The sequence below is a fragment of the Streptomyces sp. NPDC104309 genome (assembly GCF_055584025.1).
Genome location: NZ_JBVJMV010000016.1, coordinates 1 through 14,608 on the forward strand (window position 1 = coordinate 1; position 14,608 = coordinate 14,608).

The following is a 14,608-nucleotide window of genomic DNA, read 5'->3' on the forward strand; positions in this document are numbered from 1 at the left end:
AGCCTTTAGGGCTTGCTTGAGCCGTGTGCGGTGAAAGCTGCTTGCACGGTTCTGAGGGGGCGGGGACGCAGTAATGCGTCCCCGCTACCCGACTGATCATCGGCAAGAACAGCGGCTCGGCGATCGGCACCCTCGTCGAACGCAGCACCCGCTACGTGATGCTCCTCCACCTCCCCACCGACCACACCGCAGCCAGTGTCCGAGACGCCCTGACGGAGGCCGCACACAGGCTGCCACCGCACCTCAAGCGGTCCCTGACCTGGGACCAGGGCTCTGAAATGGCCGCCCACCGCGGCTTCACCGTCGCCACGGACGTCCCGGTCTACTTCTGCGACCCGGCAAGCCCCTGGCAGCGCGGCTCCAACGAAAACACCAACGGCCTGCTGCGGCAGTACTTCCCGAAGGGAACCGATCTGTCCGTCCACAGCCGCGAGCACCTGGACGCCGTCGCCGCCCAGCTCAACGGTCGCCCACGCAAGACGCTCGGCTGGGAAACCCCAGCCGAGCGTCTGCATAAACTGCTCGCCGCCTGACACAACCGATCACGTGTTGCGACGATCCCTAGAATCCGCCCGCTTTGCTTCGACGGGGCCTCGGTGAGACGCTGATCCGTTCGTTCGCGATTCGGTCGGATTGCTGTCACTGACGTCGTCATGCCGCATAAGGCGCCTTCCCGGTGAATCACCCATCAGATGCCCACGCTTGACCAAAGGGGCGACGAAGACGCGAAGAACTTGGAGATGGAGCAGAAGGCTGAGCGCGGCCGTTCCTTTTCGGGTTCCCCCGCTCGGAGGCCGTGACCGGATTCGAACCGGTGTAACTCGAGTTGCAGTCGAGCCCCTGAACCACTCGGGCACACGGCCGTGTGTTCCTCGTCGTGGTTCGACCGTAGGGCCGGGTGTCCGCGCTGCTCAAGGGTGCGGGGCGGGCCGCAACACGACTGCCATACCGCGTTCACGAACCGCCCTGCGGTCCTACGACCAACGGACGAGCGGCGGACCGCCTCGCGACAGGGCTCATATGGGATCTTGCCCCTTACTCTTGGGCTCATGAGTGTGGAACCGCGTGACGACGTCGATGTCTCGCCCCTTGCCGTGGACGCCCCTGTCGCCGCCGGATCCGAAGGGGTACTCGGGCGGACCTATCGGGCGCTGAGCATCGGCATCGTCTCCGTCGTGTTCCTGATCGCCTTCGAGGCGACCGCCGTGGGGACCGCGATGCCGGTCGCCGCCCGTGAGCTGCACGGCATCCCGCTGTACGCGTTCGCGTTCTCCGCGTACTTCACCACCAGTCTGTTCGCGATGGTGCTTTCAGGGCAGTGGGCGGACCGGCGCGGGCCGCTGGCGCCGCTCGCCACCGGGATCAGTGCCTTCGGGGCCGGGCTGCTGCTGTCGGGTACGGCGGGCAGCATGTGGATGTTCATCGCCGGGCGGGCCGTCCAGGGGCTCGGCGGCGGGCTGGTGATCGTGGCGTTGTACGCGTGGTGATCAGCCGGGCGTATCCGGAGCATCTGCGCCCCTCGATCATGGCTGCGTTCGCGGCGAGCTGGGTGATCCCGTCCGTCGTCGGGCCGCTCGCCGCCGGGAGCGTGACCGAGCACCTGGGGTGGCGGTGGGTCTTCATCGGCATCCCCGTCCTCGTGGTGTTCCCGCTGGCGCTCGCGCTGCCCGCGATCCGGCGCCGGGCTTCGGGACCGGCCGATCCCGCCGCACCCGTCGAGCCGTACGACCGGCGCCGCATCGTGCTCGCCCTCGGGATCTCGGTGGGGGCGGGACTGCTCCAGTACGCCGGGCAGGAGAGGAACTGGTTCGCGCTGCTTCCGGCCGTCGTAGGCGTTGCCCTGCTCGTTCCCGCCGTGCGCGGACTGCTGCCCCCGGGGACGGGCCGGGCGGCGCGCGGGCTGCCCTCGGTGGTGCTGCTGCGCGGGGTGGCGGCCGGGTCGTTCATCGCCGCGGAGTCGTTCGTACCGCTGATGCTGGTGACCCAGCGCGGGCTGAGCCCCACGATGGCCGGGCTCTCGCTCGCGGCCGGGGGTGGGACCTGGGCGCTCGGTTCGTACGTGCAGTCCCGGCCGCGCCTGGAGCCGCACCGGGAGCGCCTGATGGTGGGCGGCATGGTGCTGGTCGCCGCGGCGATCGCCACCGCGCCGTCCGTGCTGATCGACTCGGTGCCGGTCTGGACCGTGGCCGTGGCCTGGGCCTTCGGATGCTTCGGCATGGGCATGGTGATCGCATCGACGAGCGTGCTGCTGCTGAAGCTCTCGGCGCCGGAGGAGGCAGGGGCGAACTCGGCCGCCCTGCAGATCTCCGACGGGCTGTCCAACGTCCTGCTGCTGGCCGCGGGCGGGGCGGCCTTCGCCGCACTCGGCGGCGGGACGGTGGGAGCTGTGCACGACGCGGTGGAGGCGGGGGCCTCCGGGTCCCATCCGGGCGCCTTCGCGGTGGTCTTCCTGCCGATGGCGGGGGTGGCGCTGGTGGGGGCGTGGGTGGCGGGGCGGGTGCGGACAAAGCTTTAGTGTCGCGTGGTACCACGCGGTACCATCCGTACATGGCTGGTCTGAATCTGCGGTTCACCGAAGAAGAGTTGGACGCACTGCGTGCGCGTGCCGAGTCGGAGGGGCGGAGCATGCAGTCGTTCGCCCACGACGCGGTGATCACCGCCATAGACGAACGCTCGCGCCTCTTCAACGAGGCCGCGGACCACGTGCTGAAGGTGAGTGAGGAGCTCAACCGGAGGCTCGCCTGATGAAGTACCTGACACTTCCCGAGCTGCTCAACCTCGCCGAGCGCCTCGGGGCCGCCGAGGTGCGCGATTACGGGCTGTTCGACTCGGCACTCGCCCGCCCGCAGGCGAGCGTGTTCGGCCAGGACGCCTATCCGGACGTGTGGCAGAAGGCCGCGGCGCTCATGGAGTCCCTGGCGCGCAATCATGCGCTCGTCGACGGCAACAAGTGGATCGCCTGGTATGCCACCTGGGTCTTCCTGCACATCAACGGGCATCGCCTGAGCGCGGACTTCGATGTCGACGAGGCCGAGAAGTTCGTGCTGGACGTGTGCCAGGGGGCCCTCGACATGCCCAGGATCGCGGAACGGCTCCCCGGGTTCGCCGCATAACGCTGTTCTGTGAAGAGGGTCTCAGCGGCGCCGAACCACCGCTCGTTCATACGGGGTTCCGCCGGGCCCCCCGGTAGGGTGGCCCGGTTGTCGTATCGCGTACGGGTCCGTCCCGGCCTGTGCGGACAGCGCCCCACGTACCCGAGAGACCCGAACCGGAGACCGTGACTACTACCGCCTCCCACCACCTCTCACCCGCCTTTCCCGGCCGCGCCCCCTGGGGCACGGCCGGCAAGCTGCGAGCCTGGCAGCAGGGCGCCATGGAGAAGTACATCCAGGAGCAGCCGCGCGACTTCCTCGCGGTCGCCACCCCCGGCGCGGGGAAGACCACCTTCGCGCTGACCCTCGCGTCATGGCTGCTGCACCACCACGTCGTGCAGCAGGTCACCGTCGTCGCGCCGACCGAGCACCTGAAGAAGCAGTGGGCCGAGGCAGCGGCCCGGATAGGGATCAAGCTCGACCCCGACTACAGCGCGGGCCCGCTGAGCAAGGAGTACGACGGCGTCGCGGTCACCTACGCGGGCGTCGGCGTCCGGCCGATGCTGCACCGCAACCGGTGCGAGCAGCGCAAGACCCTGGTGATCCTCGACGAGATCCACCACGCCGGTGACTCGAAGTCCTGGGGCGAGGCGTGCCAGGAGGCTTTCGACCCGGCCACCCGCCGGCTCGCGCTCACCGGTACGCCGTTCCGGTCCGACACCAACCCGATCCCCTTCGTCGTGTACGAGGAGGGCAACGACGGCATCCGGCGCTCCTCGGCCGACTACACGTACGGCTACGGCAACGCGCTCGCCGACGGCGTCGTCCGGCCCGTGATCTTCCTCAGCTACAGCGGCAACATGCGCTGGCGCACCAAGGCCGGTGACGAGATCGCCGCCCGGCTCGGTGAGCCGATGACCAAGGACGCCATCGGGCAGGCCTGGCGCACCGCGCTCGCGCCCACCGGGGAGTGGATCCCCAATGTGCTGAGCGCCGCCGACAAGCGGCTCACCGAAGTACGCAAGGGCATTCCGGACGCCGGTGGGCTGGTCATCGCCACCGACCAGGAATCGGCGCGCGAGTACGCCAAGATCCTCAAGAAGGTCACGGGCGAGAAGGCCACCGTGGTCCTCTCCGACGAGAAGGCCGCGTCGAAGAGGATCGACCAGTTCAGCGCGGACGAATCGCGCTGGATGGTCGCGGTCCGCATGGTGTCGGAGGGCGTCGACGTGCCGCGTCTCGCCGTGGGCGTGTACGCCACGACCATCTCCACGCCGCTCTTCTTCGCACAGGCCGTCGGGCGTTTCGTGCGCTCGCGCAGGCGCGGCGAGACCGCTTCCGTCTTCGTGCCGACCATCCCGATGCTCCTGGACTTCGCCAACGAGATGGAGGTCGAACGGGACCACGTCCTCGACAAGCCCAAGAAGGGCAGCGACGAGGAGAACCCGTTCGCGGAGGAGGACAAGCTCCTCGCCGACGCCGAGAAGCTGGAGGACGAGGAGACCGAGGAACAGCTGCCCTTCGAGGCCCTCGAATCCGACGCGGTCTTCGACCGGGTGCTGTACGACGGTGCCGAATTCGGTATGCAGGCACACCCCGGGAGCGAGGAGGAGCAGGACTACCTGGGGATTCCCGGACTGCTCGAACCCGACCAGGTGCAGCTGCTGCTCCAGAAGCGGCAGACCCGGCAGATCGCGCACAGCCGCCAGAAGCCGGCCGGGGAGGCCGACCTGCTGGAGAAGCCGGCGGAGGCCCGACCGGTGGTCACGCACAAGCAGCTGCTGGGGCTGCGCAAGCAGCTCAACACCATGGTGTCTGCGTACACGCACCAGAGCGGAAAGCCGCACGGCGTGATCCACACCGAGCTGCGCCGGGCGTGCGGCGGGCCCCCGAGTGCGGAGGCGACGGCCGGGCAGATCCAGCAGCGGATCCAGAAGGTCCAGGAGTGGGCCACCCGGATGCGGTGAGCCGGTGCCGACGGCCCCCGGTGCGTGGGCGGAGCGATCCGCCCACGCACCGGGGGCCGACTGTCAGTCCGACGTGGCGTCGGGCACCTTCGCCGGCAGCTTCGCCTGGGCGGCGCAGCCCAGTTCCTTGGCCAGGGCACGGGAAACGGAGTTGAGGACCGTCATGCGTCCTTTTCCGTCGGGGTTCACCTGGCCCCGTGCGGAATACATCTCCGCCTTCACGTAGGGCGTCTTTCCGTCGGGCCCCTCCGTGGGGCACGCGAAGTAGAGCGAGGTGCCATCGTCACCCTGCGCGGACGCGAACAGGCCGAGGGGGAAGAACATTTTCCCCGAGCTGCTCGCTTTGTCCTCTTCGGCCAGGTCGGGGTGACTTTTCTGTGCCTGGAAGCTGATGTCGAGAAGCGGAAAATCGTTCTCGCCATCGGCTTTGTAGATGAGGCAGACGTTCTTCTCGGTCGACTTGTCGTGAAGGGTCCCCGCCGCAAGTTCCAAGGAGAATTTGTACGGGATCCCGGGCGCTTTGGTTCCCTGGAGTTCGGTGAAACGGTCTGTGCCGCCGAGCCTTTCCAGCGCGGTCACTGCCGCCGTGTCCAGCGTCCCGTCACAGACCTGGGAAGCCGCGAGCACGTCCGGCTTTCCGTGGTCACTGCTGTCGTTGCTGCACGCGGTCACCCCGGTGACGACAAGAGTCACGAATACAGCCCAGCACGTTTTTGCCTTCATGAACGCTCCGACATATGCATAGCCGACTGTGCCGCACCGCTGGTCATCCCTTGTACGAGGCGCGCCCGCGGAAGTCGTCTTGATTCGAACCGGTGTTGATGTAGCTGCTCTCGATGTCTCTCGCCCACTCCGAATGTTCGCTGTTTTCCCATTTCGGATTGTTTTCGCCGTAGCTGGTGTAGGCTGCGCCGAGTTCGTCGGCGCCCTTTTGGTAGAACTTCTGACTGGTCATCTGCGACTTCTCGGTGGCGTCCTGCTCGGATTTGTCGATGCTCTTGTCGACCTCGTGACCGATGAATGTATTCACCATGTCGCCGACGGTGTCCGCCGCCATGGGAGCGACCACCAGGGCTGCGGCGGTGGAGCCGGGCAGCGGGATCGCCGCGATTCCGCCTCCCACCACCACGCCGGCGCCCAGCTTGACCCAGTCCCCGGACCGGCCGAGAGACTTGTTGGCCTGCTCGGCGTCGTCCTTGTAGGTGGTCTCCGCCTGCTGGACGCGCGAGTGGTCCAGGATGCCCCGCGCCTCGGCGCCGGTCGTGAGCGCGTCCTTGGCGTGGTTGATGTTCTCCTCGCTCGTGGCCGGGTTGGCGTCCAGAGCGCTCAGTGTGTAGAGGTGCTGCGCCGCCGTGACGACACCGTGCGAGGTCTCGTCCTGTCCGAGCACGCTGAGGAAGTTGATGGCGCCCTGCTCGCCGAAGTTCGCCCGCCCTTCGTACTTGGCCGGGAAGGATTCGCTGTTCTTCCCGTGGTCCCCGATACCCGACAGGCTGTAGTCGATGTCGTCGATGTAGGCCGCGCCCATCTTCCCCAGGCTGTCGGCCAGTTGTGACTGCTCGTGCAGCATCTTGGGGCCGTCCTCGCCCCCGTACAGGAACACCACCTGCTCCATGACACCTGCTGTCGCAGCCGTCCGGTGGTCTCTGTTGCCGGGGACCATCGGGTCCTTGCCGGACATCGGCTCGGCGTCGTACGCGTAACCGGTGGTGGCGGACTCCAGGGCGTGACCGAGCGAATCGTGACCGGCGATGACCTTGATGTCCCCGCCCATCATGGGGGAGTCCGACATCCAGATCCGGTCCTTGGTCAGATACTTGAGGTGGTCGTTCACCTCGGATTCCTTGTCGACCGTGGCTCCCGCGCCGTCGGGCTGGGCGAAGAACTGGGTCGAGGCGTCGGGGTTGTGGCCCAGGGCTTCCAGGAAGCCGGTCATCGGGTCGCGGCCCCGGTCGTACTTGCCGTAGAAGTTGAGGTCGCCCTGGTTCCAGTTGTTGATCCAGAGACTCATGTTCTTGACGTTGTGTTCCTTGTCGTACGCGACGAGCTTGTCGCCGTAGTCGTTGAGGAACTGGTCGTCGTAGTCGCCGAAACGCATGAGGTTGCTCATGACCGCGAAACCCGTCGGGTCATTGGCGTCGTCGATGCCGAGCCGGTCCGGGCCCAGCTTCACCATCTGCCTCTCCCAGCGCTCCATCTCGTCGCTGTCGGAGAGCGTGGCCGTGCCCAGCGTGATACCGAGATTCTTCTGGAGCTGTTTCGCCTGTTCCAGACGCTTCCGGTCGGTCCCGTATCCCTGGTACGGATCGGCGATTCCGGCATAGAACTCCAGGACCTTCTTCGGCTCCACCTGAGTGGCGAACCGCTCGGCGAAGAGCGGGTCGTTCTTGTAGGCGGCCAGGGTGGTGTTGAGCGCGTTGAGCTCGGTCAGCGTGACGTCGCGCGGGTCCTTCTTGAGGATCCTCGCCGCCTTCTCCGCCTCCGCCACCGCCTTGGCCGCGGAGTCGCGGTCCGAGTAACTGGCGTCGGAGAAGCCGTACTTGGCCTGGTCGACGATGAGGGTGAGTACCTTTGCCGCCGATGTGTCGCTCTCCGTGGCCTTCTTCAGAATGTTCTGAATCTCGTCCCGGAACCTGTCGACGTCCTGCTGGGTGTGCTCGGGCAGCGTGGTGCCCTTCGCCGCCCGGTCGGGGTGGATGTTCATGGTGACGGTGAAGGATCCCTCGCCCAGGTCCTGGACGGTGAGGTTCTTCTGCACCCCGCGGTGGATCGCGTCGTTGAGCTCTGTGCGGTAGCCGACGAGCTCCCCACGGGTGTCGGTGAGGATCTTCGTGATGGTTTCGGCCTGGGTGTGGGCGTCGGCGAATTCTCCGGCCGTCTTGTCCACGAAAGCGCGAGTCACGGTGGCGTTTTCACCGGCCCAGTTCGCTTTGTCCGACTTGGCTTTGAGGTCGTCCTTGGCGTCACCCTGGAGGGTTTTGAGCTTTGTGACCATTTGTTCCCAGTCGGTGATGGCCGCGTCCAGGTCGGAGAAGTTCGCGAAGCGCAGGGAGTCGAGGTCCATCAGTGGGCCGGCCTCTCGTCGAAGCCCTTGTCGAGCGTGTCGATGCTGCTGATGATCGTGCCGATGTAGACCTCGTCGCCGGCGTGGGCACCCTTGGTGTAATCGAGGTGGTTCGAGATGTGGGCGCAGGCGTCCAGCAGGGAGCGGACCTGGTCGATCCACCGTGACGCCACGTGATCGAGGGCCGCGCCTATGGCGAAGGTCTCCGTCTTGAGGCCTCCGGCGGCCTTCTGGGTGGCGGCACGGGCGTGGTCACCGGCCTTTTCGAGATCTCCGTACATCCGGTATGCGGTATTGCCGATCGCCGCCAGGTCCTGCTGATCGACCTTCAGGTCGCCTTGAGGAATCGGCCCTCCGCCACCTGGTTCGACCTGGTTCAATTGCATCTGAGCCGAGTGTCTCTCCGCCGCCTCGGATTTCAGCTGCTCCCACTCGTCCCACGCCACTGGTGGTTACCTTCCCCGTAGTCCCAGTGATTCCCGTATGTCGCTCCTGTGGGCGATAAACGGTGCGTCACTTTATCAATGAGACCGGGCAGTTGTTGTAAGAGTTGACCATGAATTGAAATGATCAAATGTAAGGGAAGTGTGTTCGGCGTGGCAACGCCGGGTGTCAGGTGTGCGGCGGGCCGGCCCGGGGCGGGGACAGCGGTCCTCGCCCCGGGCCGGCGTCGTTGGCGCGGATCAGGTGCGGATCAGGCTCGGCTGCCGGGCGCGGATCGGGCTCGGTCGCCGGCTCCGGTCGCCGGCTGCGGTCGCCGGGGGCCGGTCGGGTGTCGTTGCCGGGTGAGTGGATGTCGTACGTACGGCTACCGGACGAACCGCTACCAGACGAACGCCGCGGACTGGTTGACCGTCGCCACGCACGGAACCGTGGCCGACGTCGGGGACGAGGCCACGATCTGCAGTGACCAGTTGGTGGCGCTCGGCGGACCGGACAGCACCACGGAGTTCGTGCTGTCACCCGCCGCCAGAGTGCCGGAGGTGAGCTTCAGCGGCCCCAGGGTGATCGGGTTGGGGCTGATCATGCCGGGGTTGGTCTTCCCGGAGAACTGCACCTGACTGGTGACGCCGCCCGAGGTCTTGGTGAGCTTGAGCGTCGTCGTGATGCTGTTCGGGTCGGCACTGGTGCCGAGCGGCATGGTGATCGCGGTGGAGTTGATCTTGATGGTCTTGGACGTGCCCGAGTCGGCCGCGGTCAGGGTGGCGAGACCGCTGCCCCAGGTGCCGCAGTCGTACGTGGCCGTCGCGATGAGCGGAGTCACCGCCTGGGCCGTCGGCGCCAGGGCGAGTGCGGCGGCCGCGGAACAGGCCGCGGCGAGCACGAGCGGGACGCGGACGCGTCTTCGGCTCGACGGCTGTACTCTCGACGGCCGTGCAGAAGTGATCGACATGACGGGAGGAACTCCTTCCGGTTGAATTCCGTGGATTCGAAGAATCGCCGTGTGCGATCTTCTTGCGGAACTGCGTGCCGGGCCCGGCATGTCGGGTGCAGTGAAACTGTGATCTTCAGAGATGTCAAGAGATGTCAACAGGTGTGTGGAAAGTGCCTACAGAAATGCTTTTCGGGCATTTCAGATAACGATCATTCTCCGGACAAGGATCAGTCAATTCTCTCTTGACTTCTCCGCATGCGACCTCCTCAATGTGCGCAATCAATGGGCCATGGAGGGGTGTCTGGTGATTCGACGACGAAGACCTGGCGTGACCGGTCTGCTCGCTGCCTGCTTCGTACTGTCCCTGAGCTGCGTCGGGGCCACCGCCCAGGCGGCCGGGACGGCCGGGCGGCAGGCCGCCGGTACGGTGGCGCCGACCGTCCACTGCACCCTGCCCGCCGGTCAGGGCGAGGCGACCGGCCCGCAGGAGATGACCGTCGAACTGTCGCCCGCGGTCGTCGCCCCCGGCGGCAAGGTGCACGCGAAGGTCACGCTCGGCCCGTCCCCCGCCACCAGCGCTCTCGCGCTGGACGATGTGCCGACCATTCCCAGCCTCGACCTCGCCATGTCCGGCGGGGCCACCGGCACCGTCACCGTGCGGGGTGCCGAGTTCACGATGGACATCCCGGCCGGCAAGCCCATCGAACTCCCGCCGTACGAGGGGGACTTCCTGGTTCCGGCGGACGCCTCCGGGGAGATCTCCTTCGCCCCGGTCCGTACGCTGACACAGACGAAGGTGCTCGGTTCGGTCTTCGAGACACCCTGCGACGTGGTCGACGGGGGCGGCTCCGTCGGCACCGTCACGGCGGAGGGCACCGGCTCCGAGCCCGCACACCTGACCGCTCCCGCCGACGCCGTACGCCCCAACACCGCTGTGACACTGGGTGGTTCGGGATGGACGCCGGGCGGCGCGCCCGTGCCCTCGCTCTGCGCGGTGGGCGGTGGCGGCTGCGATCCGCTGAAGTTCAAGAGCCACACCCTCACCATCGACAGCTACGGAACGCTGCACGGTACGGCCACCCTCGCGGAGGCCGGCGCGGTGCCGGACGGCGCGTACGTGGTGAAGGTCAACGACGGTACGAAGGAAGCCACCGCTCCCCTCACGGTCAAGGCGGTCGCAGCCGGCGACCGTGAGATCTCGCTGTCGCGGAGCAGCGGACCGGTCGGCAGTGTGATCACGGTCAGCGGCAAGAACTACAACCCGGACCGCTGGATCAATGTCATCGGCCTCGACGCGACGGGCACCGGGCTCGACGACAGCGCGGTCTACGTCAAGAGCGGCCCGGACGGTACCTTCGCCGTCGAGTTCACCGTGATCTCCGACGCGGTCGTCGCCGTCCAGGCCGACGAGGGCAATGATCCGGCGACTGTACGGACCGCCCCGTTCACCGTCTCCACGGGAGGGGGAGGGGACGGCAGCAGTGCCGACCAGAAGCTGAACACCTCGGTCCGGGCCGGGACGCTGTCCATGGTCCAGGACGGCGACACCGTCGACTTCGGGACGACGGTCCTGGGCACCGGCAGCGGTGTGCAGCGTTCCCGGCTCAACCGGGTCGAGGTGGAGGACGGCCGGGGCGTCAACAGCGGCTGGTCCCTCACCGCCACCCTCACCGGCTTCACCAGCGCCGACGGGGGCACCATCCCGGCGGACGCCGTCCGGTGGACACCCAGATGCACGGCGCAGAACGGGAGCGTGGGCGTGCCGGTGGCCGGCTCGCCCGCCGCGCTCGGGAGCGAGGCGGCGAGCCTGTGCCGGATGAATCCGGACGGCTCCCGCCCGTTCACCGGCGGCCGGTTCGACGCCGATGCCGATCTCACGCTGACGGTTCCCGGCTTCACCCGGCCCGGAGATTACAGCGCCACCCTGACACTCACTCTTCTCTGAGATCCGTCACCGTCGGGGAAGTCAGGGAAGTCAGGGAAGTCAGGGAAGTCAGGGAAAGTACCGGAGACGCCCGCCTGCTCCGTATCGCGAGGGAGCAGGCGGGCGTCGCCCTTTCGAATTCGCGGAATTCCCGTAGCCATGGAGGAGTCACATGTTCGCCCGACCGAGATCGAGAAGGACGGAAAGACCCGGTGCGGTGTTACGTCGTGCCGTCGCGCTCACCTCGGGGGCCGTGCTCGTCTGGACCGGTGGGACCGTCGTACTCGCCCCCGCCGCCCACGCGGGCACGGTCACCCCGACCGTCCACTGCTCCCTGCCCGCCGGTCAGGGCGAGGCCACCGGGCCGCAGCAGATGAGCGTCGACCTCTCGCCCGCCATCGTCGACCCCGGCGGCAAGGTCCACGCCAAGGTCACCCTCGGACCGTCGCCCGCGACCAGCGGGCTCAGCCTGAGCAATGTGCCCACCACCCCCAGCATCGACTTCGCGATGTCGGGCGGCGCGAGCGGCACGGTCACGGTCACCGGACCCCAGGTCAACCTCGACATCCCGTCCGGGAAGCCCATCGAGATCCCGCCGTACGAAGGGGACTTCATCATCCCGTCCGACGCGAGCGGGCCGATCTCCTTCACCCCGGTGCGCAATCTGACGCGTACGAAAGTGCTCGGCTCCACCTATGAGACCCCGTGCGACGTGGTCGGCGGGGGCGGCTCCATCGGCACCGTGACCGCCGAGGGCACCGCGGGGCATCCGGCCACCCTGACCGCGCCCACCACCGCCGTGCGGCCGTCCACGGCCGTCGCCCTGACGGGCAGCCTGTGGACCGCCGGCGCCACCCCCGTACCGTCGCTGTGCGCGGCGGACGGCGGCGGCTGCGACACCGGCAAGTTCGTCTCCAGCACCCTCGCGATCAGCGGCTTGGGGGAGCTGACCGGAAGCGCGGTGCTCGCCCCCGCGGGGACGGTGCCGGACGGCTCGTACCTGGTGAAGGTCGGCGACGGTACGAAGGAGGCGACCGCGCCCCTGACCGTCAAGGCGTATCAGCCCGGCGGGCCGCGGGCCATCGCGCTCTCCCGCTCCGGCGCGCCGGTCGGCAGCGTCGTCCGGGTGACCGGCAGCAACTACTTCCAGGACCGCTGGATCAACACCGTCGGCCTGGACGCGAGCGGGGCGACGCTCGACGACACCGCCGTCTATGTGAAGAGCGCCCCCGACGGCACGTTCAGCGTCGACTTCACCGTCTCCGACCCGGCCATCGCCTCGATCCAGGTCGACGAGGGGAACGACCCGGCCACCGTGCTGACCACACCGTTCACCGTGACGGACGCCTCCGCGACGCTCTCCGCGGGCGCGGCGAAGGTCAAACCCGGCGGGACGATCACCGTCTCCGGCGGTGACTGGCCCACCGGCACCACACCCGTCGCCGCGCTCTGCGCCGCCGACGGCAGCGGCTGCGACAGCGCGCGGATCAGTGGCTCCACCCTCCGGATCACCGCCGACGGAACGCTCGCCGGTACGGTCACGGTGGCCGGATCCACCCCGCGCGCCGTGTACGCGCTCCAGGTCACCGCCGGAGGAGCGCAGGCGGTCACCCCGCTGACCGTGGCGCCGTCCTTCGTCGTCCTCACCCCGTCGGCCGGTCCGAAGGGCACCGCCGTCACCGTCCTCGGACAGGGCTTCGCGAAGGTCGCCACCGTATCCATCGTCGGTCTGCGGGCCGACGGTTCGCAGACGTCCGACCCGGTGAAGACGAAGGTGGTCGGGCTGGACGGGGCGTTCTCGCAGACCTTCACGGTCAATGCCACCGACACCGTCGCGATCCGGGTCAGGGAGGTGCTCGTCAATCCCCGTACCGAGACGGCGGCGTTCACCGTGCAGGACGGGAGCGTTCCCGCCGGGCCGTCCTTCGCGCTCTCGCCGCCCGAGGGCCCGGTCGGCACGGCGGTCCAGGTGACCGGGCGGGGCTTCGCCCCCGTCGCCACGGTCTCGGTGACCGGCCGCACCGCGGACGGGAAGCAGACCTCGGACTCGTACGTCACCCGGGTCATCGGCCTGGACGGCACCTTCGCCCTCAACTTCACCGTCCGCGACCCGGCGACGAAGGCGATCAGGGCCTGCGAGGTGCTCGTGAACGGAAAAATTGTGCAACAGTCGTTCACGGTGAGTTAACGACGGTTCACTTGTGGTGTACGGAGGGTCGCGAGGGCGTCGGCCGACCTGGACGCGCGTAGACGTCCAGGCTTCGGCCGGCGCCGCGCTGACCGGCCCATATGCTTCTTCACCACAACTCCTCTTCCGCTGACGCCCGGATTCTGGACGAGGTCTTCCGCTGAGCGGACTGGCTCGCTACTGTCCCAAAAAATGAACGCCCCGTGGCAATGCCGCCGCGGAGCGCAGCCGGTGCCTTGGCCAGGCCGGCGGCCTCTCCGTGCGTCGCCGCTGGGACCGGCGGCGCACATTCCGTGGGACCAGCCGCCGCCGCTCACCAAAGAGGAGAGGGCGTCGTGACCGCGGAAACCTCCCAGACGCTCGACCGGGGACTGAGGGTCCTCAAACTGCTCGCCGACACCGACCACGGCCTGACCGTCACCGAGTTGTCCAACAGACTCGGCGTCAACCGAACAGTGGTCTACCGTCTGCTTGCCACCCTGGAACAACACGCCCTGGTGCGCCGCGATCTGGGCGGCCGGGCCAGGGTGGGCCTGGGTGTGCTGCGCCTGGGCCGCCAGGTGCATCCGCTCGTACGGGAAGCCGCGCTCCCCGCGCTGCGCTCCCTCGCCGAGGACATCGGTGCCACCGCCCATCTCACGCTGGTCGACGGCAGCGACGCGCTGGCGGTCGCGGTCGTCGAGCCGACCTGGACCGACTACCACGTGGCCTATCGGGCCGGCTTCCGCCACCCGCTGGACCGGGGTGCCGCGGGCCGGGCGATCCTCGCCGCCCGCCAGAAACCGGTGGGGGAGACGGCCTTCACCCTCACCCACGGCGAACTGGAAGCCGGGGCGAGCGGGGCCGCGGCCGCGCTGGTGGGGGTGACGGGGGTCGAGGGCAGCGTGGGTGTGGTGATGCTCGCCGACTCCGTACCCGAACGGGTCGGCCCCCGCGTGGTGGACGCGGCCCGTGAGGTGGCGGACGCGCTCAGATAGGGGTTTCGGCGGGTGCGGTCC

The 14,608-nt window shown here is 68.2% G+C and carries 10 protein-coding genes, 1 tRNA gene and 2 pseudogenes; 8 read left to right on the top strand and 5 right to left on the bottom strand.

All coding sequences use genetic code 11. From position 1 onward, the window contains the following. Positions 1 to 92 precede the first annotated feature (92 nt). A pseudogene (locus ACZ68L_RS23285) lies at positions 93 to 533 on the top strand (IS30 family transposase); the annotation flags it as partial. Between the two features lie 258 nt (positions 534 to 791). Here the strand turns inward: ACZ68L_RS23285 and ACZ68L_RS23290 are convergent. Further along, a tRNA-Cys gene (locus ACZ68L_RS23290) sits at positions 792 to 863 on the bottom strand. 186 nt (positions 864 to 1,049) lie between these two features. On the opposite strand from ACZ68L_RS23290, the pseudogene ACZ68L_RS23295 reads away from it, so the two are divergent. From ACZ68L_RS23295 to ACZ68L_RS23310, 4 genes and pseudogenes are all read left to right on the top strand, one after another. Then, positions 1,050 to 2,515 (top strand): annotated as a pseudogene (locus ACZ68L_RS23295) (MFS transporter). 32 nt (positions 2,516 to 2,547) lie between these two features. Beyond that, complete coding sequence (locus ACZ68L_RS23300) at positions 2,548 to 2,745, top strand: Arc family DNA-binding protein (protein WP_469579777.1); 198 nt, start codon at positions 2,548 to 2,550, stop codon at positions 2,743 to 2,745. After that, entirely contained in the window at positions 2,745 to 3,113 is a 369-nt protein-coding gene (locus ACZ68L_RS23305) for a type II toxin-antitoxin system death-on-curing family toxin (RefSeq protein ID WP_469579779.1), read from the top strand. Before ACZ68L_RS23300 ends, ACZ68L_RS23305 begins: the two co-directional genes overlap by 1 nt. Before the next feature lie 164 nt (positions 3,114 to 3,277). Further along, positions 3,278 to 5,059: a DEAD/DEAH box helicase gene (locus ACZ68L_RS23310; protein WP_469579781.1), complete on the top strand. Its 1,782-nt coding sequence runs from the start codon at positions 3,278 to 3,280 to the stop codon at positions 5,057 to 5,059. A gap of 63 nt (positions 5,060 to 5,122) precedes the next feature. On the opposite strand, the gene ACZ68L_RS23315 is transcribed toward ACZ68L_RS23310, so the two are convergent. From ACZ68L_RS23315 to ACZ68L_RS23330, 4 genes are all read right to left on the bottom strand, one after another. Beyond that, positions 5,123 to 5,752: a hypothetical protein gene (locus ACZ68L_RS23315; RefSeq protein WP_469579782.1), complete on the bottom strand. Its 630-nt coding sequence runs from the start codon at positions 5,750 to 5,752 to the stop codon at positions 5,123 to 5,125. 73 nt (positions 5,753 to 5,825) lie between these two features. Beyond that, the gene (locus ACZ68L_RS23320; protein ID WP_469579783.1) at positions 5,826 to 8,123 is read right to left on the bottom strand and encodes a hypothetical protein; all 2,298 of its coding nucleotides are present in this window, start codon (positions 8,121 to 8,123) and stop codon (positions 5,826 to 5,828) included. Continuing rightward, positions 8,123 to 8,569, bottom strand: coding sequence for a hypothetical protein (locus ACZ68L_RS23325; RefSeq protein ID WP_469579785.1), 447 nt, complete (start codon positions 8,567 to 8,569; stop codon positions 8,123 to 8,125). Before ACZ68L_RS23325 ends, ACZ68L_RS23320 begins: the two co-directional genes overlap by 1 nt. Positions 8,570 to 8,946: 377 nt before the next feature. Then, positions 8,947 to 9,516, bottom strand: a complete 570-nt coding sequence (locus ACZ68L_RS23330; protein ID WP_469579786.1) for a hypothetical protein — start codon at positions 9,514 to 9,516, stop codon at positions 8,947 to 8,949. Between the two features lie 310 nt (positions 9,517 to 9,826). On the opposite strand from ACZ68L_RS23330, the gene ACZ68L_RS23335 reads away from it, so the two are divergent. The 3 genes from ACZ68L_RS23335 to ACZ68L_RS23345 all read left to right on the top strand — a co-directional run bounded on the left by ACZ68L_RS23335 (position 9,827) and on the right by ACZ68L_RS23345 (position 14,587). Then, positions 9,827 to 11,443, top strand: coding sequence for a WxL domain-containing protein (locus tag ACZ68L_RS23335; protein ID WP_469579788.1), 1,617 nt, complete (start codon positions 9,827 to 9,829; stop codon positions 11,441 to 11,443). A gap of 196 nt (positions 11,444 to 11,639) precedes the next feature. Continuing rightward, positions 11,640 to 13,610 (top strand): hypothetical protein, encoded by a 1,971-nt coding sequence (locus ACZ68L_RS23340; RefSeq protein ID WP_469579789.1) that lies wholly within the window; start codon positions 11,640 to 11,642, stop codon positions 13,608 to 13,610. 335 nt (positions 13,611 to 13,945) lie between these two features. After that, the gene (locus ACZ68L_RS23345; RefSeq protein WP_148838225.1) at positions 13,946 to 14,587 is read left to right on the top strand and encodes an IclR family transcriptional regulator; all 642 of its coding nucleotides are present in this window, start codon (positions 13,946 to 13,948) and stop codon (positions 14,585 to 14,587) included. Positions 14,588 to 14,608: the final 21 nt, after the last annotated feature.

What these genes read in the sequence shown, in the direction of transcription:
- ACZ68L_RS23300 (WP_469579777.1), top strand. Translation starts at nt 2,548, where the DNA reads ATGGCTGGTCTGAATCTGCGGTTCACCGAAGAAGAGTTGGACGCACTG.
- ACZ68L_RS23305 (WP_469579779.1), top strand. Translation starts at nt 2,745, where the DNA reads ATGAAGTACCTGACACTTCCCGAGCTGCTCAACCTCGCCGAGCGCCTC.
- ACZ68L_RS23320 (WP_469579783.1), bottom strand. Translation starts at nt 8,123, where the DNA reads ATGGACCTCGACTCCCTGCGCTTCGCGAACTTCTCCGACCTGGACGCG.
- ACZ68L_RS23330 (WP_469579786.1), bottom strand. Translation starts at nt 9,516, where the DNA reads ATGTCGATCACTTCTGCACGGCCGTCGAGAGTACAGCCGTCGAGCCGA.